Source organism: Achromobacter pulmonis (genome assembly GCF_902859765.1).
GTDB classification, from domain to species: domain Bacteria; phylum Pseudomonadota; class Gammaproteobacteria; order Burkholderiales; family Burkholderiaceae_B; genus Achromobacter; species Achromobacter pulmonis.
This window is the reverse complement of the sequence record NZ_CADIJV010000003.1, coordinates 278,854-305,684: the sequence shown is the minus strand read 5'-3', so window position 1 is coordinate 305,684 and position 26,831 is coordinate 278,854. Positions and strand designations below refer to the sequence as shown.

Sequence of the window (26,831 nt, the reverse complement as noted above, 5' to 3'; positions counted from 1 at the left end):
AGCGAAGGGGATTGTATAGGGGATGGCGCGGAACGACGGTCAGGCGGCGTTCAACCGGCGGCCGTTCGCCGGCGTTGCGCGGCCACGGCCGCGCCCTGTTCGCCCAGGTCCCAGAACAGGCCGGCCATCACCGCCACGGCCTCGCGCGCCACGGACGCGAGCAGGTGTTCGTCCGGGCCGTGCTGGCAACAGGCGGGGTAGGAATGCGGCACCCAGATCGTGGGCAGTCCCAGCACCTCCGAAAAGGCGTCGTTGGGCACCGTGCCGCCCAGGTTTGGCAGCAGCGCGGGCGTCTTGCCGGTGGTGGCGGCCAGCGAGGCCACGGCCCAACGCGCCCACGGGTCGTCCGGGTCCAGCCGCGTGGCCGGCGTGCCGCGCCGCACGCGGACGGCGACCTGCGACAGGCCCTGCGCGTCCAGGTGCCGGCGCAGGATGCCCTCGGCCTGACGCCAGTCGGTGCCGACCACGAAACGCAGATTGCAGGTGGCGCTGGCGCGCGGCGGAATCGCGCCCACCGGATTGTCGGGATTGCCGGTCTTGTAGGCCAGCACTTCCAGCGTGTTCCAGCCGAACAGGCGTTCGGCCAGCGACAGGCCGGGCTCGCCCCATGCCGGGTCGATGTCGGGTGCGTCGTCGTCCTGCCCGACCTGGATGTCCGCCAGGGCCTGGCGCACGGCCGGCGGGATGGGGGGCGGGCGCAGGCCGTCCACCAGCAGCCGGCCGCGCGCGTCCACCAGGCTGGCCAGCGCATTCGCCAGAATGATGCCGGGGTTGGGCAGCACGCCGCCCCAGTTGCCGGAATGGTGGGCATGGCCGCGCAGGTCGACCGTCAGGTCGAACAGCAGCGTGCCGCGCGATCCCAGGAACAGCGTCGGCCGGTCGGCCGCCAGCCGCGGTCCGTCGGAAGCAATGAAGACATCGGCGGCCAGCGACTCGCGCCAGGCGTCGCAGGCCTGGTGCAGGCCGGGCGAGCCGACCTCCTCGCCGCATTCCACCAGCATGCGCAGGTTGAAGCCCAGCCGTCCGCCGCGTTCGGCCCGGACCTGTTCCAGCGCGGTCATATTGATGCAGTACTGTCCTTTGTTGTCGGCCGTGCCGCGGCCGTACCAGCGATCGCCTTCGGCCGTCAGCCGCCACGGCGACAGTCCGGCGCGCCACTGGTCGTCGTAGCCACGCACGACGTCGCCATGGGCGTACATCAGCACGGTGGGCAGGCCCGGGTCTTCGATGTGTTCGGCCAGCAGGAAGGGCGGGCCGCCAGCCGCCGGATTGTCCGCGACATGCCAGGCGCAGCCCAGCCCCGCCAGGCGCGGCGCCACCGCCGCGCGCAGATAGTCGTGCAGCGCCGCGCGCTGGCCGGGGTCCTGGCTTTCGGTTTGGTGGGCGACCAGTTCCGCCAGGTCGCGTTGCAAGGCGCCGCTTTCGGCGTACGCGACCGCCCGGCCGATAGCGGCGGCGCGGCTCGGGTGGGTGACTGCTGCTGACACGGACTTCCCCTTTTCGTGGCCGGGCGCGTCAGGAGGCCCGGCTGGATCGTTGCGCAAATTCTAGGATCAGGGGAGCTTTCTCTACAATTAGAATATTTATCGGGAGCTTTGCATAAAAGGCAAGGCTCATGGTGACCACTTCCCGCCCCAACGAGGCCGAACATGCATGGCATTGCCTTGCGGTACTTTGTCGAGGTCGCCCAGGCCGGCAGCCTGAGCGGCGCATCCGAGCGCCTGCACGTGGCGGTGTCAGCCATCAGCCGGCAGATCGCCAAGCTGGAAGAAGAGGCTGGCGCGCCGCTGTTCGAGCGCGCCGCGCGCGGCATGCTGCTGAGCGAGGCCGGCCGGCTGCTGCTGGCGCATGCGCGCCGCACCTTGCTGGAATCGGACTCGGTGCTGCAGGAGATCGCCGCGCTCAAGGGCATGGCGCGCAACGAGATCCGCATGGCGGCGGTCGAGGGCGTGGCGCGGATCTTCCTGCCCTCCGCCATGGCGCGGTTCCGCCGCGACTGGCCCGAGGTCCGCTTCGATCTGTACGTCGGCACGCCGGCCGACGTCGCGCGGCGGGTCGCCGAGGGCAGCGTCGAGCTGGGCATGACCTTCAACGTCGAACGCCTCAGTGGCGTCAGCGTGCGCTATTCGCGGCGCGCGCCGGTGCACGCGGTGATGGCGGCGGGCCATCCCCTGGCCGGACGCAAGAGCGTCAGCCTGCAGGACCTGGGCCGCTATCCGCTGGCGCTGACCGGCCCGGGCACCACCACCCGCCACCTGTTCGAGATGGGCTGCCTGTTGGAGTCGGTGCAGCTCGAACCCACCTTCACCTGCAACGATTCCTCGCCGCTGCACGGTTTCGTGTTCGGTTCCGACGCCATCATGCTCAGCGGCTATATCTCGGTGGCCTGGAGCCTGAAACGCGACGAATTGGTGGCGGTGCCCATCTCCAACGCGCAATTGCAGTCGCGCACGCTGCAGCTGCATGTCATGCAGGGGCGCCGGCTGCCGTCCAAGACGGAAGCCTTCATCGACCTGCTGTCGCGCGAACTGGACGTGCTGCTGGCGCAGGGGCCGGGCGCCTGAGGCGCCGGCTCGCGGGGCGCGCCCCAGCAAAAACGGCTGCCCGAAGGCAGCCGTTTTTCAACGCGCGCGACGGATGGCTTACTTGGCGTCGGGCTTGACCGACGTGGCCAGCGTGAACTGGTCGCGGCGGCCTTCGTAGGAGATGCCCTTGCGGAAGGCCCAGATGCTGCTTTCGAAGTGCAGCGGGATCAGCGGCACGTTGTCCAGCGCGATCTGGGTGGCTTCCTGCAGCAGCTTTTCGCGCTTGGGCGCGTCGACGGTGACGATGGCCTGCTTGTAGACCTTGTCGAAGTCGGCGTTGCTGAAACCGCCATAGTTGCTGGTGCCCAGGCTCTTGGGCGAATCGAGCGAGGCGACCCACAGCTGGAACAGCGCCGAGGCTTCGCCCGTTTCCGCCGGCCAGCCGCCCATCGAGAAGCTGAACTCGCGCTTGGCGCGCTTGGGGAAGTAGATCGAGGCGGTCATGGCATCGACATGCGTCTTGATGCCGACGCGGGCCAGGTACTGGGCCACGGCCTGCGCTACCTGGCCGTCATTGACGTAGCGGTCGTTGGTCGACGACAGCGTCAGTTCGAAGCCGTTGGGGTAGCCGGCTTCGGCCAGCAGCTTCTTGGCGCCTTCCGGGTCGTACTTGATTTCCGGGGCCTTGGGCAGCGCGCCGAACATGCCGTCGGGCATGTACTGGTAGGCCGGGGTGGCCATGCCGTCCATGATGCGGGCGGTGATGGTCTTGCGGTCGATGGCCATCGAGATGGCCTTGCGCACGCGCAGGTCCTGCAGCGGATTCTTGCCGTCGGCGCTCTTGACGAACGGGCTCGGATTGCGCGCCACGTCGGGCTGGAAGAACACCAGGCGGGTCGAGGGCGTGGCCACGAAACCGAACTTGGGATTGTCCTTCAGGCGCTGCAGGTCACGCGCGGCGGGGTTTTCGATCATGTCGAAGTCGCCCGACAGCAGGCCGGTCAGGCGCGGGCCGGCGGCCGGCACCGGCACGAACTTCACTTCCTTCCAGTAGGGCTTCGGGCCCCAGTAGTTCTCGTTGCGCACCAGCTCGATGCCGGTGCCCTTGACGTAGGACTTCAGGGTGTACGGGCCGGTGCCGATGGCGTCCTTGCCGTTGTTGAAGTCGGCCACGGTCGGCCAGGCGCCGGTCACGCCGCAACCCTTCTTCGGGTCGAACGTCAGCTTGCCGTGCTCGACGATGCCGTTCCAGATGATCGGCAGCGAGCGCGCCAGTTCGGCGGGCATCAGCGGGAAGGGGGTGCCGGTCTTGATGATGACGGTGTGCGCATCCGGCGTCTGCACGTCGGTGATCAGCTTGGTCGTGTCCATGTAGGACTGCGACACATTGGTTTCGTTGTTCAGCGTGCGGCAGATCGTGAACAGCACGTCCTCGGACGTGAACGGTTTGCCGTTCGAGAACTTGACGTCGTCGCGCAGCTTGAATTCCCAGGTCAGGTCATCCAGGTTCTTCCAGGACGTGGCCAGCGCCGGCACCAGCTTCATGTCGGCGCTGCGGCCCACCAGCGAACTGTAGACGTGCGCCGAGAGCGCGTCGTTCTGCGTCATCTTGTGGTAGTGGGGATCGGCCGAGGTGGGTTCGGCCGACAGGCCGATCTTCAGCGTCTGGGCCTGGGCTGCGGCCAAGGGAATGGCGGCGGCCACGAGGGCCAGGGTAGTGCGCAACTTCATGGTGACAACTCCGGATGGGAAACGAACCGGATCGTGCTTTGCGGCGGCAAACAGCGGGTCAGCCAACCGGGGGAACTGGACGTCGGCCGGGGGGGCTTGCGGTGTTTTTGCGCCAGGCACGACGGCAAGGGGCCGATTATCGGTAGGCGGTTCGCGCGCTGTCAATGCGCGCCGGGCCGACGCTAGGGTAAACGCCAAGAGGCGAAAATCCGCTGTCGCCGCGCGCCAAATGCCAATCGCCCCAGCGTGAAACGGTCCCGCTTCGGGACGGCTTCGCACTGGGGCGACAGGGATGAGTGCTGCGCAATGGGAGGCAGGGCGTCGCGGGGGCCCCGCAAGCGGGGCCGGCGCGGCGCAAGCGCGGCCGGTAAGGGGAGCAAGGCTCCTGGCCGGGGGGCGCCAGGGTCCGATGCAAAGGGCGCCGCGTCGGCGGCGGGCGTTGCGCCGGCAGCGCGTCAGGCTGAATCGCGGGAGATCGGTCGCGAATCAGCCTGCCACGGCTGGTCTTACCACTGCGAGCCGGAGAAGCGCGAGCTGGCGGCGCGGGCCTGGTTCATCGATTCGTTGACTTCGTCGATGAAGGCGAACACGCCAGAGACCGCGGCGGCGATGGCCTTGCCGGCCTTCTTCAGGCTGGTCAGCGGGTGGGAATTCGGTTGGTTCTCGAGAGCGCCGCGGAGCAGGTCACGCTCCAGCGCGTCGGTCAGGCGGGCAGTGTGGTTCAGGGTCAGTTCGCTCATGGTTGGCTCCAGTCCGTTTCGTCTTGGGGTAAACCATTATAGGGATAACCCTAAATTAAAAGCAACGCGTTTTTAGGGGAAAACCCTAGTATGTTGTAAAAATGTATGTGGCACGGGGACTTAGGCCGAAGGACCGCCATTGCGCAGCCCCCTGGCGGCGTCGGCCAGCTCGCCCGCAGTCAGCCCGATCGGCCCGATGCCCCGGGCCACCAGGGCGTCCGCCGCCGCGCCGTGCAGCCAGACCGCGCCGGCCACGGCCTGGTCCAGTGGCAGGCGCTGGGCCAGCAGCGAGCCCAGCATGCCAGCCAATACGTCCCCGGTTCCGGCGGTGGCCAGCCCGGGGTTGCCGCTGGTGTTGCGGCGCCATTGGCCGTCGGGGGCGCAGACCACCGTACCCGCGCCCTTCAGGACCACCCAGGCGCCGAAGCGCCGCGCCAACGCCTGGGCGGCGGCGGGGCGGTCGGCCTGGATGCGGGCGGTTTCCTGGCGCAGCAGGCGGCCGGCCTCGGCCGGGTGCGGGGTCAGCACCACCGGGCCATCGCCCCAGTTGGGCTGGATGCCGCCGCTGGCCAGCAGGTTCAGACCATCGGCGTCCAGCACCAGCGGCGCGCGGTGGCGCAGCACGAACAGTTCCGACAGGGCGTTGGCGGCGCCCGCGCCGGCGCCGATGCCGCAACCGGCGACCCAGGCGGTGACGCCCCAGTCCGTGTCCAGCAGCGAACGCGCATCGCGCAGCATCAACTCGGGTTGCAGCGGATCGCAGGGCAGCGGCGCGCTGTCCTGGGCGAAGCCCACCAGGACCTTGCCGGCGCCGGTCTTGAGCGCGGCGCGCGCGGCCAGCAGCGCCGCGCCTTCCATGCCGCGTCCGCCGCCCACCACGCCGATGGTGCCGAAACTGCCTTTGTGGGTGTCGGCGCCGCGCACGGCGAACAAGGCCGGCAGGTCATCGCGGCGGATTTCGCCGGCAAAGCGGGAGGCGGAGGTGTTCATGGGCTGAGGCTCCAGGATCGGCGAGCGGCATCGGAACGGGTGCCATCCACTATAGTGCCCCAAAACGCGCGGCCTTCCGCCCGCGCCACCGGAGACGACGATGACCGATATCACGCTGGAACACTATTCCGCCTATGAGTCCCTCAAGCTGCGCCGCCATCCCAACGGCGTGCTGGAGCTGATCATGGGGTCCAAGGATGGCAAGCCGGGCAAGCTGTCCACCGCCGACGACCGCATGCACCGCGAGCTGGCCGACATCTGGCGCGATATCGACACCGACCCGGACACCCGGGTGGTGGTGATTCGCGGCGAGGGCAAGGGCTTCTCGGGCGGCGGCGATCTGGACCTGGTGCAGCAGATGGCGGAAGACTTCGATGTGCGCACCCGCGTCTGGCGCGAGGCGCGCGACCTGGTCTACAACATCATCAATTGCAGCAAGCCGATTGTCTCGGCGATGCACGGCGCCGCCGTGGGCGCCGGCCTGGTGGCCGGCCTGCTGGCCGACATCTCGATCGCCGCGCGCGATGCCCGCATCATCGACGGCCACACCCGTTTGGGCGTCACCGCGGGCGACCACGCCGCCATCGTCTGGCCGCTGCTGTGCGGCATGGCGCGCGCCAAGTACTACCTGATGCTGTGCGAGACCGTGAGCGGCGAAGAGGCCGAGCGCATCGGCCTGGTGTCGCTGTGCGTGGACGAGGCCGAGCTGATCGGCCGCGCCTTCGAGGTGGCCAACCGCCTGGCGGCTGGTTCGCAGACCGCGATCCGCTGGACCAAGTATTCGCTGAACAACTGGCTGCGTATGGCCGGCCCGACGTTCGACACCTCGCTGGCGCTGGAATTCATGGGGTTCGGCGGCCCGGACGTACGCGAAGGCGTGCAGTCGCTGCGCGAGCGGCGGGCGCCGAACTTCCGGCCCGACTCGCCATTCTGAGGCGGGCGGGCGCGGCTGTCGCTCCGCCGTGCCGGATACGCCGGCCCGGCTAGGCGCGCCCGCTGGGACGCGCTGCCCGGACCTACTTCTTGAAGAACGCCGCGAACGCGGCCTGCGCCTCTTCGGTCTGCAGGCGGGCGCGAAACTGCTGCGCCTCATCATCGAGCGTGTCCTGGATCGCCTGCCGGTCCGGCCGCTTGAGCATGGCCTTGGTGAGCCGCAGCGCGGCGGGCGGCTGCTTGGCCAGGCTGGCGGCGGTGGCCTGCGCCGCCGCCAGGGCGCCGCCCTGGGCGGTGACTGCCGTGGCCAGGCCGGCATCGCAGGCCTCCCGGGCCGAGAACGCCTTGCCTTGCAACAGCCATTCGGCGGCGCGGCGGGCGCCGGCCAGGCGCGGCAGCAGCAGGCTGGAGGCGCCTTCGGGGCACAGGCCCAGCGCCACGAACGGCAGGCGCAGCGTGGCGCCTTCGCCGATGTAGACGAAGTCGCAGTGCTGCAGCAGCGTCACGCCGATGCCGATGGCATAGCCCTCGACGGCGGCGATGACCGGCACGTCGGCCTGTGTCAGGGCGCGCAGGAAGGTCAGGCCGGCGCTGTCGCCGGCGCCCCGCTCGGCCTGGAAATCGCGCAGGTCGTTGCCGGCGGTGAAGTGTTCGCCGGCGCCGGCCAGGATTACCGCCGACACGCTGGTGTCGGCGCTGGCCAGCGCGAGCTGTTCGGTCAACGCGGCGTAGGTGGCCGTGTCGAGCGCGTTGCGGCGTTCCTGGCGGTCGATCACCAGCGTCAGCACCGCGCCCTCGCGCGTGACGCGCAAGCCGGCGCTCATGCGAAGGTCCTGGCGGCCAGTTGCGCCTTGGCCTCGGCGTATTCGCGGCGCAGCGTGTCGACGATCTGGCGCGTGGGTTGCACGCTGGCGATGTTGCCGACGCCCTGGCCCGCGCCCCAGATGTCCTTCCAGGGCTTGACGCGGCTGGAACCGAAATTGGAGGCGCCGCTGTCCGGCTGCGGCAGGTTGGCCGGATCGAGGCCGGCGGCGGCGATGCTGGCCTTGAGATAGTTGCCCGGAATGCCGGTGAAGAAAGGGGTGTAGAGGATGTCGGTGGCGCTGGCCTCGACGATGGCGGCCTTGTAGCCGTCGCTGGCGTTGGCTTCCTCGCTGGCGATGAAGCGCGTGCCCATATAGGCGAAGTCCACGCCCATGGCGAGCGCGGCCAGTATCTGGGCGCCGGAGGTGATGGCGCCCGACAGGATCAGCGGGCCATCATAGAAGCGGCGCACTTCGGACACCAGCGCGAACGGGCTGAGCGTGCCGGCATGGCCGCCCGCGCCCGCGCACACCAGGATCAGGCCATCCACGCCCGCTTCCAGCGCCTTTTCGGCGTGGCGGATGGTGGTGACGTCATGGAACACCTTGCCGCCCCAGTCGTGGATGCCTTTGACCAGGTCGCCGGGCGCGCGCAGGCTGGTGATGATCAGCGGCACGCGATGGCTGGCGCACACCGCCAGGTCCTGTTCGAGCCGGTCGTTGGACTGGTGGATGATCTGGTTGACGGCGTAGGGCGCGACCGCCGCGCCCGGGTTGGCCTCGCGGTACGAGGCCAGGCCGGCCTGGATCTCGTCGAGCCAGTCGGTCAGCAGACTCTGCGGGCGCGCGTTGAGGGCGGGAAACGAACCGACGATGCCGCTCGTGCATTGCGCGATGACCAGCTTCGGGTTGGACACGATGAACATGGGGGCGCTGATGACCGGCAGGGACATCTGGCCATACAGATCTGTCACGAGGGAATGGGGCATAACGTCGTCGTCGCGTGTGGTTTCGGGTTGAGCGCCCTGGCCGCGCTTGAGTCGCGGAAAGGGATGTGCCTATAATTACCTACCGACCGTCCGGTAATTAATTAATCTTTATTTAACGGCAAGCGTCGAACCGCTGTCAATGGAACGGAACCGCACGCGATCCGGCATTGGCGCGCTCGATGCCGCCCTGAACAGGCCTTCCATGGCGACTTCCGCAGCCCCCGCCACCAAACGCGCCCGCGCCGGCCGTCCGCCGACTCTGGTGGCGCCGCGCGAACGCATCCTGGCCGAAGCCGCCAAGCTGTTCGCGCGCAGCGGCTACGACGGCAGTTCGGTGTCGGATCTGGCCGCCGCCATCGGCGTGTCCAAGGCCGCCATCTATCACTACTTCACCACCAAGCAGGACATCTACGACGCCATCATTCTGGCCGTGCTCAATGGCCTGACCCAGAACGTGGGCCAGGACGTGGCGCGTGCCGAGGGAGGCGCCGCCCGCCTGCGCGCTTTCATGGTGGGACACGCGCGTTACTTCGAGCAGCATCACGCCGAGTTCGTCACCATGCTGATCGGCTATTCCGGCATGGCGCTGCCCGAGCGCGAGGATGCCGCGCGCCTGCGCGATGGCTACGAGAAGCGCCTGCGCGACTTGATCGCCCAAGGCGTGGCCGAGGGCGCCTTCCGGCCGCTGGACGTGCCCGCCACCGGCCGCGCCGTGCTGTCGATGCTGAACTGGATGGTGCGCTGGTACAAGCCCGGCCAGGGCGACAGCGCCGAGACCATCGCCGCCGGCTATTTCGATTTACTGGTTGGCGGCATGCGCCCCTGAGCGCTGCCGCCCCGCACTCCGAGAGACTTTGATCATGGCCCTGGATACCGAAACCCTGAACCTGTTGCTGGACGCCGTGCGCCGCTTCGTGCACGAACGCCTGATTCCCGCCGAGGACGAACTGGCCGCCAGCGGTCAGGTGCCGCCGGACATCGTCGCCGAAATGCGCGAGCTGGGGCTGTTCGGCCTGTCGATCTCGCCCGACCACGGCGGCCTGGGCCTGACGATGGAAGAGGAAGTGAAGGTGGTGTTCGAGCTGGGCCAGACCTCGCCCGCATTCCGCTCGCTGGCCGGCACCAACATCGGCATCGGCTCGCAGGCCATCGTGCTGGCCGGCACCGACGAACAGCGCGCCCGCTACCTGCCGCGCCTGGCCAGCGGCGAGCTGATCGGCTCGTTTGCCCTGACCGAACCCGACGCCGGCTCCGACGCCATGGCGCTGCGCCTGTCGGCCGAACGCGACGGCGACCACTATGTGCTCAACGGCACCAAGCGCTACATCACCAACGCGCCCATCGCCGGCCTGTTCTCGGTGATGGCGCGCACCGCGCCCGAACGCCGCGCCAACTCGATCTCGTGCTTCCTGGTCGAAGCCGGCACGCCGGGGCTCATCATCGGCAAACCCGACAAGAAAATGGGCCAGGCCGGCGCGCTGACCAGCGACGTGGTCTTCGACAACTGCCGCGTCCCCGCCTCGGCCCTGCTGGGCGGCGAGGAGGGCAACGGTTTCCGCACCTCGATGCGGGTGCTGGACAAAGGTCGCCTGCACATCTCGGCCCTGTGCGTCGGCATTGCCGACCGCCTGCTGCGCGACGCTGTCCAATACGCCACCGAACGCAAGCAGTTCGGCCAGCCTATCGCCGAATTCCAGCTGATCCAGGCCATGATCGCCGACAGCCAGGCCGAACTCTACGCCGCGCGCTGCATGGTGCTGGATGCCGCCCGTATGCGCGACCGCGGCGAGAACACCACCATGCAGGCCGCCTGCTGCAAGCTCTACGCCACCGAAATGGTCGGCCGCGTCGCCGACCGCGCCGTCCAGATCCACGGCGGCGCCGGCTACATGTCCGAATACGCCGTGGAACGCTTCTACCGCGACGTGCGCCTGTTCCGCATCTTCGAAGGCACCTCGCAGATCCAGCAACTGGTCATCGCCCGCGAGGTCATCAAGGCGCATAGCTGAGCACACCGCCCGCCGCGGCGCCCCACAGCAAAAGGCGTCTCAAGAACCCAGACGCGTCCGCCCACCGACCACCCCAACACACCCAAGCCCCCACCGGCTAATATCCCCTTTGACCCACATCCTTTGGCGAAAAGAGAAAAGATGTCGCAACGTCCCGCTCCCCTAACAGGCATCCGCGTCCTGGACCTGACCCGCGTGCTAGCCGGCCCCTGGTGTACCCAGAACCTGGCCGACCTTGGCGCCGAAGTCATCAAGATCGAACGCCCCGGGGCCGGTGACGACACCCGCGCCTGGGGCCCTCCGTACCTGAAGGACGCGGCCGGCAACGACACCACCGAAGCCGCCTACTACCTCTCGGCCAACCGCAACAAGTTCTCCGTCGCCCTTGATATCGCTTCCCCGCGCGGCGCTGAGCTGGTGCGTGAACTGGCCATGCAGAGCGACATCCTGGTCGAGAATTTCAAGGTCGGCGGCCTGGCCAAATACGGCCTGGACTACGCCAGCCTCAAGGAAGTGAACCCGCGCCTGATCTATTGCTCCATTACCGGCTTCGGCCAGACCGGCCCTTACGCCAGCCGTCCCGGCTACGACTTCATGATCCAGGGCATGGGCGGCCTGATGAGCATCACCGGCGAGCGCGACGACCTGCCCGGCGGCGGTCCGCAAAAGGCGGGCGTGGCGGTGGCTGACCTGATGACCGGCATGTACTCCACCGTCGGCATCCTGGCCGCGCTGCACGAGCGTTCCGTCAGCGGCCTGGGCCAGCACATCGACATGGCGCTGCTGGACTGCCAGGTCGCCATGCTGGCGAACCAGAACCTGAACTTCATGACCTCCGGCAAGGCGCCGCGCCGCGCCGGCAACGCCCACCAGAACCTGGTGCCGTACCAGGTCTTCGCGGCCAGCGACGGCCACCTGATCGTCGCCGTGGGCAACGACAGCCAGTTCCGCAACTACTGCGGCGCCATCGGCTTGCCCGAGCTGTCGGCCGATCCGCGTTTTGCCACCAACCCGCAGCGCGTCAAGAACCGCGAGGCGCTGGTGCCGTTGCTGGCCGAACGCATGGCCACCGGCGCGCGCGACCACTGGCTCGCCGCGCTCGAAGCGGTGGGCGTGCCGGCCGGCCCGATCAACACGCTCGATCAGGTCTACGAAGACCCGCAGGTGCTGGCGCGCGGCATGAAGCGCGAACTGCCGCATCCGGCGGCGGGCACCGTGCCGATGGCCGCCAGCCCCCTGAAGTTCTCGGGCAGCCCGGTCGAGTACCGGCGCGCGCCGCCCATGCTGGGCGAACACACCGCGCAGGTGCTGTCCGAAAAGCTCGGGCTCTCGGCGGCGGAAATCCAGGCGCTGGCGCAAAGCCCGTCCTGATCCACAGGCATCGCGCGGCCGCCGCGCATACACCATTCCAATGACTGGCAGGAGAAGTTGATGACGGAGATTCAAACCATCGGCGTCGTGGGCGCCGGGGCCATGGGGCGAGGCATTGCCCAGATCGCGGCGCAGGCCGGCCTGCGGGTGCGCCTGTATGACACCAGCGCCGACGCCGTGGCCGCCGCGCGCGAGTCGCTGCGCCAGGTCTGGGACAAGCTGGCGCAGAAGGGCAAGCTGACGGCCGCCGACGCACAGGCCGCGCTGGAGCGGGTCGAGTCCGCCACCGCGCTGACCGACATGGCGGCGTGCCAGTTGGTGGTCGAAGCCATCGTCGAGCGCCTGGACGTCAAGCGCGACCTGTTCGCCGCCCTGGAAGGCGTGGTGGCCGATGACTGCATCCTGGCCTCCAACACCTCGTCGCTGTCGATCACCGCCATTGCCGCCGCCTGCAAGCTGCCGCAGCGCGTCGCGGGCTACCACTTCTTCAATCCGGTGGCGCTGATGAAGGTGGTCGAGGTGATCGACGGTCTGCGCAGCGCGCCCGAGACCGGCGATGCGCTGGCCGAGCTGGCGCGCCGCATGGGCCACACGCCGGTGCGCGCCAAGGATATGCCGGGCTTCATCGTGAATCACGCGGGCCGTGGCATGAACACCGAAGGCCTGCGCGTGGCGCAGGAGTCGGTGGCCACCTTTGCGCAAGTGGATGCCATCATGCGCGAGCAAGCCGGTTTCCGCATGGGCCCGTTCGAGCTGCTGGACCTGACCGCGCTGGACGTCTCGCATCCGGTGATGGAATCCATCTACCGCCAGTTCTTCGACGAGCCGCGCTTCCGTCCGTCGCCCATCACCACCGTGCGTCTGGCCGGCGGCCTGATCGGCCGCAAGGCCGGCGAAGGCTTCTACAAATATGTGGACGGCCAGAAGCAGGTGCCCGCCGAGCCGCCCGTGCCGGCATTGCCGCAAGGCCTGAAGGTCTGGGTCAGCCCGCGCCATGCGGAAGGCTACGCGCGCGCCACCGCGTTGCTGGAAAAGCTGGGCGCGCCGCTGGTCTCCGGCGCCGCGCCGGCGGCCGACACGCTCATCATCGTCACGCCGTTCGGTGAGGACGTCTCCACCACCGTGTCGGCGCAGGGCCTGGACCCGGCGCGCTGCGTCGGCCTGGATACCCTGCATGCCTTCGACAAGGCCGCCCGCCGCACCGTCATGGTGTCGCCGGCCACGCAGGACAAGTGGCGCGATGCCGCGCACGCGCTGCTGGCCGGCGATGGCGTGCCGGTCTCTGTGATCCAGGATTCGCCGGGCTTCGTGGCCCAGCGCATCGTGGCCATGATCGTCAACATCGCCGCCGACATCGCGCAGCAGCAGATCGCCACGCCCGAGGACATCGACCGCGCGGTGACGCTGGGCCTGGGCTATCCGGTGGGGCCGCTGGCCCTGGGCGATGCGCTGGGCGCGGAACGCATCCTCGAAATCCTCAAGAGCATGCAGCGCGTCACGGGCGATCCGCGCTATCGTCCCAGCCTGTGGCTGCAGCGTCGCGTGCAGCTGGGCATGTCGTTGCTCAAGACGTACGCGGCCGATTGAGGCCGCGCCAAGTAAAAAGCCCTTCGACGCATCGAAGGGCTTTTTTTCGTCCTGCGCCGGGCGGCGCGAAGGGTGTGCGCGTGGCTTACTTGGCCGCGTTCACCATGTATTGCACGGCCGCGCGGATGTCGTCTTCCGAGGCGTTGGCCGCGCCGCCCTTGGGCGGCATGGGCGGCTTGCCCTGCATCGCGACCTTGACCATGGCGTCCATGCCGGTCTTGATGTAGGGCTCCCAGGCGGCCTTGTCGCCGAACTTGGGGGCGTTGGCCACGCCGGTGGCGTGGCAGGCGAAACAGACGCTCTTGTAGAGCTTTTCGCCGGCGGGGTTGACCGCGGCAGTCTGTTGCGGCGCGGGTGCGGCGGCGGGGGCAGCAGCGGCAGTGGCGGGGGCAGCAGCGGCAGCGGCGGGGGCGGCTGCGGGGGCAGCAGCGGCAGGAGCCGCAGCGGCAACGGGAGCCGCGGCAGCCGGCGCAGCCTCGGCTTCCTTCTGGGCGCCGTCTTCAGCCGGCGCGGCCGGCTCCGGCAGCGACCCGCCGGACTTGTTGGCCATGTAGACCACGGCGCGTGCGACTTCGTAATCGGACAGCGTCGGGTTGCCGCCCTTGGCGGGCATGCCGCCCTTGCCGTGCAGGGCCACGTTCAGCATGGTGTCGAAGCCGGACTGGATGAAGGGGGCCCAAGCGGCGTTGTCACCGACCTTGGGCGCGCCCGCCACGCCGGCGGTATGACAGGCCGTACAGACCGCGGCGAAGACTTGCTCGCCGGTCTTGAAGACCTTGGGGGCATTGGCGTCGACCAATTCGAACCCGGCAACAGGGGCGATGCGCTTGGTGACGGCCTCACTCGATAGCGTGTCCGAGCCGGCGCCGACCTTGGCGCCCGAGGCGACCATGTTCACCAGTAGGATGATGATGGCGATAGGCACCACGAAAGCCAGAATGACCGTGACGATCAGTTGCTTCGGGGTCTTGATGGGGGAGGAGTGCTCTTCTATGTGTTCCTGCTCGTTGCTCATGACCAAATCCTGCTAACGGGTACCGGGGCGCCTGGCGGCGGCAACAGAAAATCAGTACTGCACAAAGGGCGGCAAAAAGCAGACCGCCTTGCAAGCAAACGCTGGATTATATAACGGTGTCAGGGACGCGCGTCCAACAGCCGGACGGGGTTTTCACGCAGTTTTCCCGGCGAATCCATCACCTTCATGCAGATTGCGGAAAACTGGGTACAATACCGCCTCCTTGCGCTGCGCCCGTAGTTCAATGGATAGAATGAGAGTTTCCGAAGCTCTTGATACAGGTTCGATTCCTGTCGGGCGCGCCATAGCATCAACGACTTACTTTTTTGGGCCCAGGCAGCGCAAATTCGCGCGTGTTCTTTGGCCTCTTCCCGTCCTCCGCGCCAAGCCGGTGCCGGTGGCGCTGGAATAGCGCGGCGACGGCCGCGCACACGCTAGGCGCGGTTCGTGGCCTGCTCTTGGGCGGACTGCTCCAGCATCTTTTGATAGGCGCTGTAATAACAGGCCGCCGCCGCGCGGGCGTGGCCCAGCATGCGGATACGCACGAGTTCGGTGTCGCCGGATAGAAACGCTTCGTACAGGCCCCGCATGCCCTGAAGGATGATGCTGCGGATTTCCTTGTCGTCCATCGTCACCAGGCGCACCACCTGCACGTGATCGATGTAGCGTGAGATCACCTCGGCCAGCTCGCGGTTGGGCACCATGGTCAGCCAGGCCCACCGGAAATGCGCGTTGCTGCGCATGAATTCGTCAATGTCGGTGCGGGCATGCGCGTCTTCGGCGCATTCCAGGGCAGCCTTCATGTCGGCCAGGCCCTTGGGGCCGGCGTGCACCGAGGCCGAGGCGGCCGCGGCGGGCTCAAGCAACGTGCGGATCTCGAAAATCTCGTTCATCTCGCCCAGCGTGAACCGGCGCAGCACGAAGCCGCGCGCCGTGCCTTCCAGCAGGCCTTCGCTCTTGAGCTGCATCAGCGCTTCGCGCACGGGCATGCGCGACACCTCGAGCTCTTCGGCAATGTCGTGATCCACCAGCCGGTCTTCCAGACGGATCAGGCCCATCTGTATGCGCTCTCGGACGATGCCGTACACCTGTTCGCGCAGGTTCGGCTTGCGCGCCGTGTCTCTGGTTCTGTTTTTTGCCTTCATCACTGCCTGTCGGCCTTAATCGTTTTGCGCCTGGAACGTGCAACAAGGCGCGCCCATGCTGGCGCACCGGGTCTCGCGAAACGTGCTTGCTTTGCCGGCGACCAATGCGCTGACGGCCTCCAGCATACCTGTAATCGCATGGCAGACCGGGCGGTCGGACCCGGTGATTGCCATCGCGAACGGGCTGTTGTCCACCTCTAGCGCCAGCGCGTCCGCGCCGGCCGTCTGGAAGCGCCAGACTCCCCAGCCCAGGTCGGCGGCGGCCTGCGCCATCACTTGCAGAAACTGCGCGCGGTCGGGCGCGCCTTGCGTCTGATAGGCCCGCGCGGATGCGCCGCCGTGGCTGCGCACCGATGCCTGCAGGCTGCCAAGTGCGGCGTCGCGTTGCGCGGGGGGCAGGGCGGCGAACAGCCCCATCAGTACGTCGGCGCGCAGCATGACGTAGCGGCGGTCGGCATCCAGGATGGCGCCTGCATCGGCGTCCCATACCAAGCGTTCTTGCAGTTGTCCCATTTGATCTGTTCCATAGCCGGGCCGGCGGGGCGTGGAGGCGGGTGTAGCGGCTCTCAGGGCGGGGTTATCCCTTAACAATATATTGTTTAAGCGATTAGTAAACCACTGATATTAGGGTAAATAATTAGTTTAAAGTTCAACTACTAGTGCTTAAATCCACAACAGTATACTGTTCGCGCGGCAGTGCCGGGCGCCTTTGCAACGATTCCGATATCGGAGGCCGTTCATGATTGACGCAGGGTGGGTAAGGTGGTTTGGCAGAGCCCTGGTGGCCTGTCTGGCAATGGTGTGCAGCGGGCTTATGGCGTCCTCCGCGTGGGCGCAGGCGGACAAGCCGGCGGCGCCGCCGGAAGAACTGAAAATCGCGTATCCGGTGGATGTGCCGTCATGGGATCCCACCGCCGTCACGTTCCCGGCGGGGCAGTCGCTGTACAAGGCGGTATTCGATTCCGCGCTGTTCATAGACGGGGATCTGAAGCTGCAACCGGCGCTGATCAAAAGCTGGCGCTGGCTGGACGACAAGAATATGCGGCTGGGCATCGTGCTGCGCGACGACGTGACGTTCCACGATGGCTCCAAGCTGACGACCGACGATTTCAAGTTCAGTTTCCTAGACCGCCCCAAGCAGGACAAGCGCCTGGCCATCAACGGCTTCTTCGGCGCGCTGCAAGACATTCAAGTCAGCAGCCCCACCGAAGCCACGATGGTTTTTTCCACGCCGACCCCGACGGCGCCGAACTATCTGGGTTTTCTTACCTCGTACATCCTGCCCCACGCCTACTTCGAAAAAGTGGGCGAAGACGGCTTCCAGGCCGCGCCCATTGGCGCCGGTCCGTACAAGGTCGTGCGCTACGAACGCGGGTCTCGCGTGGTGCTGGAGGCGTATGACAAATACTGGGGGCCGAAACCCGCCATCAAGCGCGTCGTGTTCGAGTTCGTGCCGGATTCGTCGGCGCGCGTGGCGATGCTGGAATCGGGCCGGGCCGACGTCGCGGTGCAGATTCCGCTGCGCGAAGTGAACCGCCTGAACAAAAGCCCCGCGCTCAAGGCCGAGGTCTATCCGTACAGCGAGATCTTCATCCTGCAGATTCCCAGCTATGTGCCGGCATTCCAGAATGAGCACGTGCGCCGCGCCTTGCACCTGGCCATCAACAAGCAGGCCATTTCCAAGGCGTTCTATGCCAACGTGGCCAAGCCGCTTTCCGTGTTGGCCACGCCCGGGTCGCCGGGCGATGTGGCCGGCTTCAACTATGCGTTTGACAAGGCTGCGGCGCAGGCCGAGCTGGCTCGCGCGGGATACGGACCGGACAAACCGCTGAAGATCCAATTCCTGTCGACCAACAACACCTTTCCCAGCGACTACGAAATGGCGCGCGCCATTGTGCAGATGTGGTCGCAGATCGGGGTGCAGGCCGATTTGCAAGAGATCACGCTGGCGAAGTACCTGGAACTGAGCCATTCATCGAAGGTGCCCGGCGTAATGCTGTACAGCTGGGCCAACGCCACCGGCGACCCCGAAATATTCGCCGGCAAGATCCTGGACCCGCGCCTGCGCTTTTCCACCTGGAAAGAACCGGAACTGGCCAAGACCATCGACGCGCTGGCGGCCCAGGCCGACCCTGACAAGCGCATCCAGGGCTACCGCGACCTGGCGCGCCTGGCCACCGAACACGCCTGGAGCCTGCCGCTGTTGCAATCCGTGGCCACGGTGGCGTCCAAGAAATCCGTGGACATGCAGGTCTATCAAACCGGCTACATCCTGCCCGCGACCTATCGCTGGAGCCGCTGATGTGGGCTGCGCTGGTATCCCATTTTGTGCGGCGGCTGGCGGTGGCGGTGCCCACCATGCTGGCGCTGTCCGTAGTGGTCTTCGTGGTGTTGCGCTTGTTGCCCGCGGACCCCTTGGGCATGATGCTGCCGCCCAGCGCAACCAGCGCTGAAGTCGAGGCCTTGCGGCACACGATGGGGCTGGACCGGTCCCTGATCGTGCAATACGGCATCTGGCTGGGGCAGGTGCTGCACGGCGACCTGGGGCGTTCCATCAGCTCCGGCGTGCCGGTCACGCAACTGATCGCAACCACCTTGCCGGCCACGTTGGAACTATCGATCGTCGCGCTCATCATGGCGCTTGCCATCAGCGTTCCGGGCGGCTTGCTGCTGTACGTGCTGCACGACCGCCGCGGCGAACTGATTGCCGACACGGGACTGGTGCTGCTGATCTCCATTCCCGGGTTCCTGTGGGGAATATTCCTGATGCTGGGCTTCGGCGTGCATTGGCCCATTCTGCCGTTCTCGGGCAGGTTCAGTTCGGACGTGGCCATGTCGGGGCCAACCGGCTTCGTGCTGCTGGACTTCCTGTTGCAGGGTCGCTGGGCGGCATGGGGCGACGCGGCATCGCACCTGGTGTTGCCGGCCCTGGCGTTAGCGCTGGGGTTCAGCCCCTTGATCGTGCGGGTGCTGCGCGCCAGCCTGCTGGAAGCCAGCCACGAACAATACGTAACCGTTGCGCGGCTGCGCGGTCAGCCCGAACGGCGCGTGATTCTGCGCCACATGCTGCGCAACGCGTTCTTGCCCACGCTGACGCTGATCGGCGTGCAGTTCGGTTTTCTGTTTGGCGGCACCTTGCTGATCGAGATGATCTTCTCTTTCCCCGGCCTGGGCAACATGATGGTGCAGGCGGTGCGCAACCATGACCTGCCGTTGATCCAGGGCATTTCGCTGGTCTTTTGCGCGGTGATCCTGCTGATCAATGCCAGCGTTGACTGCCTGTATGCCGTGATCGACCCACGCCTGAGAGACCTCTGATGACGACGCTGAATTTTCACGCGGTCCCGGTTGCCGTCCGCCTGTCTGGCTGGTGGGCTGCGCTGCGCGCATCGCCCAAGGCGGCGCTGGGCGGGGTGATTGTGCTGGCGCTGCTGGCGGTGGCGCTGTTTGCGCCCGTCATTGCGCCGAACGACCCGCTGGCGCAGGACCTGCTATCTCCCTTGTTGCCGCCGGCCTGGGCGGCGGATGGGTTGTCGCAATACCCGCTGGGTACCGACAGCCTGGGCCGCTGTGTGCTGTCGCGCCTGATCTTCGGCACGCGCGTGGCCTTGTGGGTGGGCCTTTGCGCCGCCATGGGCGCGATGCTTGTCGGCTGCACCCTGGCCCTGGTGGCGGCCTATTTCGGCGGCCGCGTGGACAAGGCAATCGGCTATCTGGTGGACCTGTGGATGTCGTTTCCGCCGGTGGTGCTGTCGCTGATCCTGATGGTGGGACTGGGCACCGGCGTGGGTAACGTGATTCTTGCCATCGTGCTGGTGGACTGGACGCGGTTCTGCCGGGTGGTGCGGGCCGAGGCTTTGAAGATCCGCCGCAACGACTATGTGACGGCGGCGCGGCTGATGGGCTTTGGCCACCTGCGCGTGATGGTGCGCGAGATGCTGCCGGGCCTGGTGCCGCTGATCCTCACCTTGTTCAGCCTGCAGATCGGCATCGCCATCATTGTCGAGGCCATCCTCAGCTTTGTCGGGCTGTCGGTGCCCGCTGATGTTGTTGCCTGGGGTGTCATGATCGCCGACGCCCGCAGCACCATGCAGGAAGCCATCTGGACCCTGATCGCGCCGGTGACCGGCATTGTGTTGACGGTGTTCGGATTCAATTTGCTCAGCGACGGCATGCGCCAGATGCTGGATCCGCGCAAGCGTGGAAGGAACTAGGGCCATGTCGCTGTTGAGCTTGCAGAACCTGACGCTTACCGTAACCGTCGACGTGGGCGGCAAGCGCCTGCCCGCCGCCGTTTTGCGCGGCATAGACCTGGAGGTTCCCGAGGGGCGCATGCTGGGCCTGGTCGGCGAATCGGGCGCGGGAAAAAGCATGGTTGGCCGCATGGTGGCGGGCAACCTGCCTCCCGGGTTCACGATCACGCAGGGCGCGATATATTTTCGTGGCGTCGATTTGACCCTGCTGTCCGCCGCGCAGCACCGCGCCATGTTGGGGAGGCAGATTGCGTTCATTCCGCAAGAGCCGCTGTCCGGCCTCAACCCCGCGCTGACGATACGCCAGCAACTGTTCGAACACCTGCGCCATGTGGGCATCCCGGCGGCGCGGCACGAGTCTTATGCCAGGGAGCGCCTGCACGAGGTCGGCTTGGCCGACGCGGCCGGCATGCTGGCGCGGTATCCGCACCAGATGTCGGGCGGACAGTGCCAGCGCATTCTGATCGCCATGGCGTTCTGCGGCGACCCGGCACTGATCTTTGCCGACGAACCCACCACCGCGCTGGACGTCATCACCCAGGCGCAGATCATGCGGGTGCTGGCGGAACAACAGCGGCGCCATAAGACGTCGGTGGTGTTGGTGACCCATGATCTGCGCTTGGCCGCGCACGTCTGCGATTCGATCGCCGTCCTGTACGCCGGCGAAGTGGTGGAATTCGGTTCGGCGCGCCAGGTGCTGGACGAGCCCCTGCATCCCTACACGCGCAGCCTGAAGGAATCCGCGCCAGGCATGACGGCACCGACGCAGGCCCTGCGCACCTTGCCCGACTTCATGCCCGGCTTGCGTGACTTCGCGACGCTACGCGGATGCCGGTTTGCGTCTCGCTGCCCGTCGCGTCAAGACGTTTGCGGCCAGCGCGATATCGCGTTGCTCGACCGTGGCGGCGAGCGCGCCGCGCGTTGCCTGCCGTCCATTCCGCCCTTGCGCGCTCCGGCAGACGACGGCGGAGCCACGTTCCTGGCGATGCGCGCCATGCCGTCTTCACGCGCGGAACCGGTCGTGACGCTCAGCGACGTTGCGCTCAGCTATCCCGGGCGCGCGCGCCTGTTCAAGGCCAGGCCCCAACTGCAGATCCTGCAGCCCTTGTCGCTGTCCGTCGCGCAAGGGGAGTTTCTGGGCATCGTCGGTGAAAGCGGCAGCGGCAAGACCAGCCTTGCCCGCCTTATCGCCGGAATGGTCCCGGCAAGCGCGGGCCGCATTGTGTATGGCACATCCGGGCCTCCCGCCAACACGCCTTCCGCAAAGCCGTTGCGGCCGGCCACTGGCCGCGCGCCGCTGGCGAACCCGCATGACGTGCAATTGGTATTTCAGAACCCCGATTCCGCCCTGAATCCGCGGCGCACCGTGGGTTCGCTGGTAACCCAGATCTTGGAAGCTGCGCCCGCCGACGCAGGCGCCGGCACGGGGCGTTCGGCGCGCCTGGAGGCGGCGCTGCGCCTGTTGGCGTCGGTCGGCCTGCCGCCGGAGGCCGTGGACCGCTTGCCCTCGCAGCTATCCGGCGGACAGAAGCAGCGCGTCAACATCGCCCGCGCGCTATGCGTGACGCCGCGTCTGATCGTGGCCGACGAAATCGTCTCAGGTCTGGATGTGTCGGTACAGGCGCTGATCCTGAACCTGTTGCTGCGGTTGAAGCAGGAACTGGGCATCGCCCTGGTGTTCGTGTCGCACGACCTGGCCGTCGTCCGCTATCTGTGCACGCGTGTGCTGGTGCTGCACCAGGGCAACGTCGTGGAACAAGGCCCCGTCGATGAGGTCTTTGAACGGCCCCGGCATCCCTACACCCGCGCGCTGATCGCGGCCGTGCCCCCGGATTCCGCCAGCCGCGCCTGGACGCCTATATCCGTTGGCGATACGCCCGCGCCGAACCTGGCGCAAGCGGCGGCTTGACGCCAAACCATGAATGCTCAGGAGACGCTATGAAGGACGGTTCTTTTCAGCAGGGGTTCGAACATCTGGTCGGGCCAGACCAGGTGCACCGGGACTTGTACACCGACCCCGATGTGTATCGCGCCGAGCAGGCCCGGTTGTGGACGCGCGCCTGGGTGTACGTGGGGCATGAGAGCCAGACGCCCGCCGTGGGCGACTACACTACCACCGACATTGCCGGGCAGTCGATGATCATGCTGCGCGGCAGCGCGAACGAGGTGGTGGTGCTGATGAACCGGTGCGCGCACAAGGGCAGCCAGTTGGTGCACGAGCGCGCGGGCAATTGCGGCAAGGTATTGCGTTGCCCTTATCACGCCTGGTCCTATCGCCTGGATGGCAGCCTGCTGTCCATCCCCTTGAAGAACGACTACGAGGGCACGAACCTGTCTGCCTGCCCGTCCGGAAAAGGCCTGGCATCGCCGGGCGCCTACGTGAACTACAAGGGCTTTGTGTTTGCTCGGATCAGCCACGACGGCCCGGACTTCGAGTCCTATTTCGGGGAAGCCCTTGCCACGCTCGACAACATGGTGGCGCGCGCGCCGGACGGCGAACTGTGCGTGCTGGGCGCGCCCTTGCGCAACCGCATCGGCTGCAACTGGAAGCTCTATCTGGAAAACGTCAACGACACCGTGCATCCCATCTCGACGCACGAATCGGCCGCCAGCGCCGCGAAGCACGTGGCGCAAGACCTGCCCGAAGGCGGCGACACCGTCTTGGCCATGGAGCAATTGCTTCCCTTCGGCGCGGGCTACAGCTTTTATTCGGAGATGGGCGCGCGGGTGCTGCCGCACGGGCACAGCATCCTGGGCACGAAGTTCAGCATCCATACTGGCTACGCCCCGCTGCCCGACTATCAAGCCGAACTGGAAGCGCGCCATGGCAAAGAGGGGGCGCAACAGATCCTGGCGTTTTCCCCGCAAAACACGGTGCTTTATCCCAGCCTGGCAGCCAAGGCGTCGCCCATGATCCTCCGCGTGCTGCGTCCGCTGGCGGTCAATGAGACCCTGATCGAAACCTGGGCTTTCGCGCCCAAGAGCGCGCCGGCCCGCCTGCGCCAGCGCGCCGCTTCGTACGCCAGGTTGGTGTTCTCGCCCATGTCGGTTGTCGCGCATGATGACGTGCATCTGTTCGAAAGCCAGCAACGTGGCCTGGCCTGTGACGGTAATGAATGGTTGAGCCTGCACCGAGGCTATCGGGAAGGCGAACTTCATGCCGGCGCCAGTTCAATTGAGAGCGGCAATAACGAATGGGTCATACGCAACCAGCACCGTGGCTGGCTGAACCTGATGGGAGACACGGCGTGACAACGGATCGGATCGACCTGGATACCATGACGCTACAGGCAGCCCTGGGCGCATTCGTCTACCACGAGGCCATGCTGCTGGACACGCAGCGCTACGACGAGTGGCTGTCTTTGTACGCGGAGGGGGGCTTGTATTGGATGCCGCTGTCGCCGGACCAGCCCCTGGGGGACGAGGCGCCATCCTTGCTCTACGAAGATCTGCTGCTGTTGCGGCTACGCATGCAGCGGTATGGCAATCCCCGTGCACACTCGCTGCATCCGGCGGTGCGCGGGCTACGCATCCTGCAGGCGCCGCAGTGGGTTCAAGCCGAGCCCGGCGCTACCTTGCACCAGACGCGCACCCCCTTCCTGTATGTGGAGACGCAAGGTGATGCGCAACGCATGCTGGCCGCAACCGCCCATCACACCATTGAAGGCACGCCGGGCGCATTCAAGCTGCGCATGAAAAAGGTCGTCCTGCTTAACGCGGATGCCAGCCTGCCGGCTATTCAGTTGTTGTTATAGGCCCTGGCGGGTGGAGAGCGGCGCGGATTCAGATTGAGGCAAAGCAGGCTCAGGCGGCTTGGCAGGCTTCCTATACCAAGATCAAGAAAACGACTAATCGATTGACGATATCGACCGAGGTATCTTTAAATAGCGTTTTGTTACAAAATCTGAAAAATTGCGATGCGCCTGCCCAAAGATCTGCCCTTTTCCTATGCGCTGTTGCCGGCGCTGCTCGTCGCGGGCTCGGCCCCGCTTTTCGCCGCGCCCGCGCCGCTGGATGGCTGTAGCGCGACCGGCAGCGTCGTCGCGCTGCAATGCGGTCCCACCGAGATCGAACTTCGCGGCGGCGCCGGCACTTCGTCGCTGGTGGTCAGGGATGTCACCGCCTCGTCCGTGTCCCTGCGCAACGATCCGTCCGTTTCGACGGGGCCGTTCGTGCAGAACCTGACCATCAGCGGCAACACCACGCTCGAGCGCAACGACTATCCCGCCGTATTCCTGAATTCGAGCGCGAATGACTGGAGCGTCAACGTCAATATCGGCACGGGCGTCACGTTGCGCTCGGCCGGACCGTTCGGCGCGCTCTGGATCCGCTCGGAAAGCGCGGACACGGCATTTCGCAACGATATCTATATCGACAGCGCGGCGACCGTGGTCGCCACCGGCAGCGATACCTATGGCATTTCCGCCACCTCCAACAATGGCACCGTTACCCTGATCAATCGCGGCGCCGTGACTTCCACCCAGGCGCGCGGCCTGTATGCCGACGGCGGCAACGTCGCCCGGCCGGGCACGGTCCTGATCCGCAACCTGGGCACGGTGCAGGCCTACCAGGCCGCCGCGCGCGCGATCAATTACGCGGGCACGTCGCGGATCGAAAACGCGGGCAGCGTGCGCTCGACGACCCTCCAGGGGCTGGTCGCATGGTCGAGCAATGGCGGCGCGGAAATCGTCAACAGCGGCACGGTGATCGCCGATCACTATGATGCGGTGGTGGCCGCCGGTACCGGCGCCGATACCCTGGTCTACAACAGCGGCACGATCACCGCCAATCGCCAGGCTGGCCAGCCGCAGACCGGACCCGGATTCTCGGCCATCCGTGTCTACACCGACGGCAATGGCGCGGTCACCGCCACCAATACCGCCAGTGGCGTGCTCAACGCCACGGCGGACGCGGGGATCAACGCCGCCACCGACCTGGGCAATGTCTCGGTCTTGAATGCGGGCCGCATCAATGCCCGCTATGGCATTCAGGCCAGCTCGAGCGGCGGCCAGGTCAACCTGACCAACCAGGGCACCATGACGGTCAGCGATGCGACCGGCGCCGGGGTTTATGTCACGGCCGCGGCGGCGGGGGGGCTCGCTGGCCAACAGCGGCACCATCGCCAGCGCGGGCGATGCCGTGCGCGTGGCCGATGGCGTCAGTTTCCGCGTCGACAACCAGGCCGGTGGCGTGCTGTCCGGCGGCTTGTCGCTGGGCGACCGGACCCGCCTGGCGAACGCCGGCGTCATCCTGCTCAAGCAGGGCGCCGACCTGGCCAATCCGCGCTACACCGGTACCGCGCTCGCAGGCCGCGTCGGCGGCGATTTCACCCAGGCCGGCGGCGGTACCTTGCGCATCGCGGCCGCCAGCGCCAGCGACTACAGCAAGCTGACGGTGGGCGGCAGCGCCACGCTGGGCGGCACGATTGATGTGGACGTCAAGTCGAGCTATGGCGGCGATACCCTGGCCAATGTGGTCACGGCAACGGGCGGCGTCACCAACAATGGCCTGGCGGTGACCGACAATTCGTTGCGCTACGCCTTCTCGGCCGTGTTCGGCGCCAATGGCGTGGACCTGGCCGCGCGCGATACTGGCATGCGCAGCATCCAGGGTGCGGTGGGCTCGCAGGCGCCCGGCGCTCGCGGCGCCGCCGCGGTCTTCGACGCGCTGCTGGCCCAGGGAACCTCCTCGCCCGAGCTGCAGCGCGCGCTGGACACGATCGTCAACAGCAGTAACAGCAGCGAAGTCAACGCCGTCGTGCAGCAGACGCTGCCGCTGCTGACGGGCAACGGGCTGTCGCTGGCCAACAATACGATGGCCACGGTCAATTCGGTGGTGCAGGCGCGCATCGACGCCGGTCGCGGCATGGCCTCGGGCGACGGCTTTTTCAGTGACCGTCATATCTGGATCAAGCCTTTTGGCACGCACTCGCGTCAGCAGGACCAGGACGGCGTGACCGGCTACAGCGCCGATACCGGCGGCCTGGTCATCGGCCTGGATGGCAGCTTGAGGCCCGGTACCGACCTGGGCCTGGCCTTTGCCTATTCGCACACCGACGTGTCGAGCAACCCGAGCGGTCCGCGGCAGAAGTCCGACATCGACAGCTATCAACTGATTGCCTATGGCGCGCAGGCGCTGGACAGCCGGTCCGACCTGTTCTACCAGTTCGATGGCGGCCGGATGCGCAACAAGGGCCAGCGACAGATCGACCTTGCCGGCCTGAGCGCGCAATCGCGCTATGACAGCAAGACCGTGCATGCCGGGATTGGCGTGGACCGGCGCTACGCGCTGAGTGAACGCAGTGTCTTCGCGCCGTCGTTGCGCCTGGACTACACCTGGATCAAGGATGACGCTTATCGCGAGCAGGGCGCGGGCGGCCTGAACCTGCAGGTCAAGTCCCGCAGCACGGATGCGTTGGTGCTCGGGCTGGACGGCAAGTTCACGCACGCGCTGACGGACCGCTTCACCGCCACGGCCAATCTGGGCGCCGGCTATGACCTCTACAACCGCGATGCCCGCATCACGGCCGCTTTCGCCGGCGCGGCCGACGCGGCCTTCGTGACCTACGGCACCAGCCAGTCTCCCTGGCTGTTGCGCGCTGGGGCGGGCCTGGCGTACACCACGCAGAATGGCACGGAGATCTCGGGCCGCTATGACGCCACACGTCGCGATGGCTTCTTCGGCCAGACGGCTTCGCTGCGTGTCCGCTGGCTGTTCTAAGGGCGCGCGCCGTCGTCCTG

General features: G+C 67.0%; 23 protein-coding genes and 1 tRNA gene. 15 read left to right on the top strand and 9 right to left on the bottom strand.

The features are described from left to right. Positions 1-50 precede the first annotated feature (50 nt). Positions 51-1,487, bottom strand: coding sequence for a M20 family metallopeptidase (locus HV701_RS04755; RefSeq protein ID WP_175131917.1), 1,437 nt, complete (start codon positions 1,485-1,487; stop codon positions 51-53). A gap of 162 nt (positions 1,488-1,649) precedes the next feature. Here HV701_RS04755 and HV701_RS04750 point away from each other — a divergent pair, with 162 nt between their 5' ends. Beyond that, positions 1,650-2,564, top strand: coding sequence for a LysR family transcriptional regulator (locus HV701_RS04750; protein WP_175131916.1), 915 nt, complete (start codon positions 1,650-1,652; stop codon positions 2,562-2,564). Positions 2,565-2,642: 78 nt separating this feature from the next. On the opposite strand, the gene HV701_RS04745 is transcribed toward HV701_RS04750, so the two are convergent. The 3 genes from HV701_RS04745 to HV701_RS04735 all read right to left on the bottom strand — a co-directional run bounded on the left by HV701_RS04745 (position 2,643) and on the right by HV701_RS04735 (position 5,986). Further along, complete coding sequence (locus HV701_RS04745; protein ID WP_175131915.1) at positions 2,643-4,256, bottom strand: ABC transporter substrate-binding protein; 1,614 nt, start codon at positions 4,254-4,256, stop codon at positions 2,643-2,645. Between the two features lie 506 nt (positions 4,257-4,762). Next, positions 4,763-4,996 (bottom strand): hypothetical protein, encoded by a 234-nt coding sequence (locus HV701_RS04740; protein ID WP_175131914.1) that lies wholly within the window; start codon positions 4,994-4,996, stop codon positions 4,763-4,765. Positions 4,997-5,116: 120 nt separating this feature from the next. After that, positions 5,117-5,986 carry an NAD(P)H-hydrate dehydratase gene (locus HV701_RS04735; RefSeq protein WP_175131913.1) on the bottom strand — a complete coding sequence of 290 codons (870 nt, stop codon included), beginning with the start codon at positions 5,984-5,986 and terminating at the stop codon, positions 5,117-5,119. A 100-nt stretch (positions 5,987-6,086) separates the two neighbouring features. Between HV701_RS04735 and HV701_RS04730 the strand changes: the two genes are divergently transcribed. Further along, positions 6,087-6,920, top strand: a complete 834-nt coding sequence (locus HV701_RS04730; protein WP_020925438.1) for an enoyl-CoA hydratase/isomerase family protein — start codon at positions 6,087-6,089, stop codon at positions 6,918-6,920. Between the two features lie 82 nt (positions 6,921-7,002). Here HV701_RS04730 and HV701_RS04725 read toward each other — a convergent pair whose 3' ends face one another. Both HV701_RS04725 and HV701_RS04720 read right to left on the bottom strand, forming a co-directional pair. Continuing rightward, entirely contained in the window at positions 7,003-7,743 is a 741-nt protein-coding gene (locus tag HV701_RS04725) for an enoyl-CoA hydratase-related protein (RefSeq protein ID WP_175131912.1), read from the bottom strand. Beyond that, positions 7,740-8,711: an NAD(P)H-dependent flavin oxidoreductase gene (locus HV701_RS04720; protein WP_175131911.1), complete on the bottom strand. Its 972-nt coding sequence runs from the start codon at positions 8,709-8,711 to the stop codon at positions 7,740-7,742. The genes HV701_RS04725 and HV701_RS04720 overlap by 4 nt, the downstream gene beginning before the upstream one ends. Positions 8,712-8,913: 202 nt before the next feature. Here HV701_RS04720 and HV701_RS04715 point away from each other — a divergent pair, with 202 nt between their 5' ends. From HV701_RS04715 to HV701_RS04700, 4 genes are all read left to right on the top strand, one after another. Next, complete coding sequence (locus HV701_RS04715) at positions 8,914-9,537, top strand: TetR/AcrR family transcriptional regulator (protein ID WP_175131910.1); 624 nt, start codon at positions 8,914-8,916, stop codon at positions 9,535-9,537. Between the two features lie 34 nt (positions 9,538-9,571). Beyond that, a complete protein-coding gene (locus HV701_RS04710) occupies positions 9,572-10,720 on the top strand; it encodes an acyl-CoA dehydrogenase family protein (protein ID WP_175131909.1) in 1,149 nt (382 codons plus the stop codon). A 141-nt stretch (positions 10,721-10,861) separates the two neighbouring features. After that, entirely contained in the window at positions 10,862-12,091 is a 1,230-nt protein-coding gene (locus HV701_RS04705) for a CaiB/BaiF CoA transferase family protein (protein ID WP_175131908.1), read from the top strand. Positions 12,092-12,151: 60 nt separating this feature from the next. Further along, positions 12,152-13,678: a 3-hydroxyacyl-CoA dehydrogenase gene (locus HV701_RS04700; protein WP_175131907.1), complete on the top strand. Its 1,527-nt coding sequence runs from the start codon at positions 12,152-12,154 to the stop codon at positions 13,676-13,678. Between the two features lie 85 nt (positions 13,679-13,763). On the opposite strand, the gene HV701_RS04695 is transcribed toward HV701_RS04700, so the two are convergent. Then, positions 13,764-14,693 carry a c-type cytochrome gene (locus HV701_RS04695; RefSeq protein ID WP_175131906.1) on the bottom strand — a complete coding sequence of 310 codons (930 nt, stop codon included), beginning with the start codon at positions 14,691-14,693 and terminating at the stop codon, positions 13,764-13,766. 230 nt (positions 14,694-14,923) lie between these two features. Between HV701_RS04695 and HV701_RS04690 the strand changes: the two genes are divergently transcribed. Continuing rightward, positions 14,924-14,998, top strand: a tRNA-Arg gene (locus HV701_RS04690). A 129-nt stretch (positions 14,999-15,127) separates the two neighbouring features. Here HV701_RS04690 and HV701_RS04685 read toward each other — a convergent pair. Together HV701_RS04685 and HV701_RS04680 are read right to left on the bottom strand one after the other, a co-directional pair. Continuing rightward, positions 15,128-15,838: a GntR family transcriptional regulator gene (locus HV701_RS04685; RefSeq protein WP_175131905.1), complete on the bottom strand. Its 711-nt coding sequence runs from the start codon at positions 15,836-15,838 to the stop codon at positions 15,128-15,130. A gap of 15 nt (positions 15,839-15,853) precedes the next feature. Continuing rightward, on the bottom strand, positions 15,854-16,351 hold the full coding sequence (locus HV701_RS04680) for a V4R domain-containing protein (RefSeq protein ID WP_175131904.1): 498 nt from the start codon (positions 16,349-16,351) through the stop codon (positions 15,854-15,856). A 301-nt stretch (positions 16,352-16,652) separates the two neighbouring features. Between HV701_RS04680 and HV701_RS04675 the strand changes: the two genes are divergently transcribed. The 8 genes from HV701_RS04675 (at position 16,653) to HV701_RS04645 (ending at position 26,811) form a co-directional block, all read left to right on the top strand. Then, entirely contained in the window at positions 16,653-18,140 is a 1,488-nt protein-coding gene (locus HV701_RS04675) for an ABC transporter substrate-binding protein (RefSeq protein WP_254595108.1), read from the top strand. Then, positions 18,140-19,156: an ABC transporter permease gene (locus HV701_RS04670; protein WP_175131903.1), complete on the top strand. Its 1,017-nt coding sequence runs from the start codon at positions 18,140-18,142 to the stop codon at positions 19,154-19,156. Before HV701_RS04675 ends, HV701_RS04670 begins: the two co-directional genes overlap by 1 nt. Then, positions 19,156-20,052 carry an ABC transporter permease gene (locus HV701_RS04665; protein ID WP_175131902.1) on the top strand — a complete coding sequence of 299 codons (897 nt, stop codon included), beginning with the start codon at positions 19,156-19,158 and terminating at the stop codon, positions 20,050-20,052. The genes HV701_RS04670 and HV701_RS04665 overlap by 1 nt, the downstream gene beginning before the upstream one ends. 4 nt (positions 20,053-20,056) lie before the next feature. Beyond that, positions 20,057-22,000, top strand: coding sequence for an ABC transporter ATP-binding protein (locus HV701_RS04660; protein WP_175131901.1), 1,944 nt, complete (start codon positions 20,057-20,059; stop codon positions 21,998-22,000). 29 nt (positions 22,001-22,029) lie between these two features. Then, positions 22,030-23,343, top strand: a complete 1,314-nt coding sequence (locus HV701_RS04655) for an aromatic ring-hydroxylating dioxygenase subunit alpha (RefSeq protein WP_175131900.1) — start codon at positions 22,030-22,032, stop codon at positions 23,341-23,343. A 26-nt stretch (positions 23,344-23,369) separates the two neighbouring features. Then, complete coding sequence (locus HV701_RS04650) at positions 23,370-23,846, top strand: aromatic-ring-hydroxylating dioxygenase subunit beta (protein ID WP_175131899.1); 477 nt, start codon at positions 23,370-23,372, stop codon at positions 23,844-23,846. A 162-nt stretch (positions 23,847-24,008) separates the two neighbouring features. Further along, positions 24,009-25,520 (top strand): hypothetical protein, encoded by a 1,512-nt coding sequence (locus HV701_RS26705; protein ID WP_254595107.1) that lies wholly within the window; start codon positions 24,009-24,011, stop codon positions 25,518-25,520. After that, positions 25,486-26,811, top strand: a complete 1,326-nt coding sequence (locus HV701_RS04645; protein ID WP_254595113.1) for an autotransporter outer membrane beta-barrel domain-containing protein — start codon at positions 25,486-25,488, stop codon at positions 26,809-26,811. Before HV701_RS26705 ends, HV701_RS04645 begins: the two co-directional genes overlap by 35 nt. Positions 26,812-26,831 lie beyond the last annotated feature (20 nt).

Bases quoted from the DNA above. Each gene is read 5' to 3' on its own strand.
- HV701_RS04720 (WP_175131911.1), bottom strand. From the start codon at position 8,711: ATGCCCCATTCCCTCGTGACAGATCTGTATGGCCAGATGTCCCTGCCG.
- HV701_RS04660 (WP_175131901.1), top strand. From the start codon at position 20,057: ATGTCGCTGTTGAGCTTGCAGAACCTGACGCTTACCGTAACCGTCGAC.
- HV701_RS04710 (WP_175131909.1), top strand. From the start codon at position 9,572: ATGGCCCTGGATACCGAAACCCTGAACCTGTTGCTGGACGCCGTGCGC.
- HV701_RS04655 (WP_175131900.1), top strand. From the start codon at position 22,030: ATGAAGGACGGTTCTTTTCAGCAGGGGTTCGAACATCTGGTCGGGCCA.
- HV701_RS04700 (WP_175131907.1), top strand. From the start codon at position 12,152: ATGACGGAGATTCAAACCATCGGCGTCGTGGGCGCCGGGGCCATGGGG.
- HV701_RS04735 (WP_175131913.1), bottom strand. From the start codon at position 5,986: ATGAACACCTCCGCCTCCCGCTTTGCCGGCGAAATCCGCCGCGATGAC.
- HV701_RS04725 (WP_175131912.1), bottom strand. From the start codon at position 7,743: ATGAGCGCCGGCTTGCGCGTCACGCGCGAGGGCGCGGTGCTGACGCTG.
- HV701_RS04705 (WP_175131908.1), top strand. From the start codon at position 10,862: ATGTCGCAACGTCCCGCTCCCCTAACAGGCATCCGCGTCCTGGACCTG.
- HV701_RS04650 (WP_175131899.1), top strand. From the start codon at position 23,370: ATGACGCTACAGGCAGCCCTGGGCGCATTCGTCTACCACGAGGCCATG.
- HV701_RS04745 (WP_175131915.1), bottom strand. From the start codon at position 4,256: ATGAAGTTGCGCACTACCCTGGCCCTCGTGGCCGCCGCCATTCCCTTG.
- HV701_RS04695 (WP_175131906.1), bottom strand. From the start codon at position 14,693: ATGAGCAACGAGCAGGAACACATAGAAGAGCACTCCTCCCCCATCAAG.
- HV701_RS04670 (WP_175131903.1), top strand. From the start codon at position 18,140: ATGTGGGCTGCGCTGGTATCCCATTTTGTGCGGCGGCTGGCGGTGGCG.
- HV701_RS04680 (WP_175131904.1), bottom strand. From the start codon at position 16,351: ATGGGACAACTGCAAGAACGCTTGGTATGGGACGCCGATGCAGGCGCC.
- HV701_RS04675 (WP_254595108.1), top strand. From the start codon at position 16,653: ATGGCGTCCTCCGCGTGGGCGCAGGCGGACAAGCCGGCGGCGCCGCCG.
- HV701_RS04730 (WP_020925438.1), top strand. From the start codon at position 6,087: ATGACCGATATCACGCTGGAACACTATTCCGCCTATGAGTCCCTCAAG.
- HV701_RS26705 (WP_254595107.1), top strand. From the start codon at position 24,009: ATGCGCCTGCCCAAAGATCTGCCCTTTTCCTATGCGCTGTTGCCGGCG.
- HV701_RS04665 (WP_175131902.1), top strand. From the start codon at position 19,156: ATGACGACGCTGAATTTTCACGCGGTCCCGGTTGCCGTCCGCCTGTCT.
- HV701_RS04685 (WP_175131905.1), bottom strand. From the start codon at position 15,838: ATGAAGGCAAAAAACAGAACCAGAGACACGGCGCGCAAGCCGAACCTG.
- HV701_RS04750 (WP_175131916.1), top strand. From the start codon at position 1,650: ATGCATGGCATTGCCTTGCGGTACTTTGTCGAGGTCGCCCAGGCCGGC.
- HV701_RS04715 (WP_175131910.1), top strand. From the start codon at position 8,914: ATGGCGACTTCCGCAGCCCCCGCCACCAAACGCGCCCGCGCCGGCCGT.
- HV701_RS04740 (WP_175131914.1), bottom strand. From the start codon at position 4,996: ATGAGCGAACTGACCCTGAACCACACTGCCCGCCTGACCGACGCGCTG.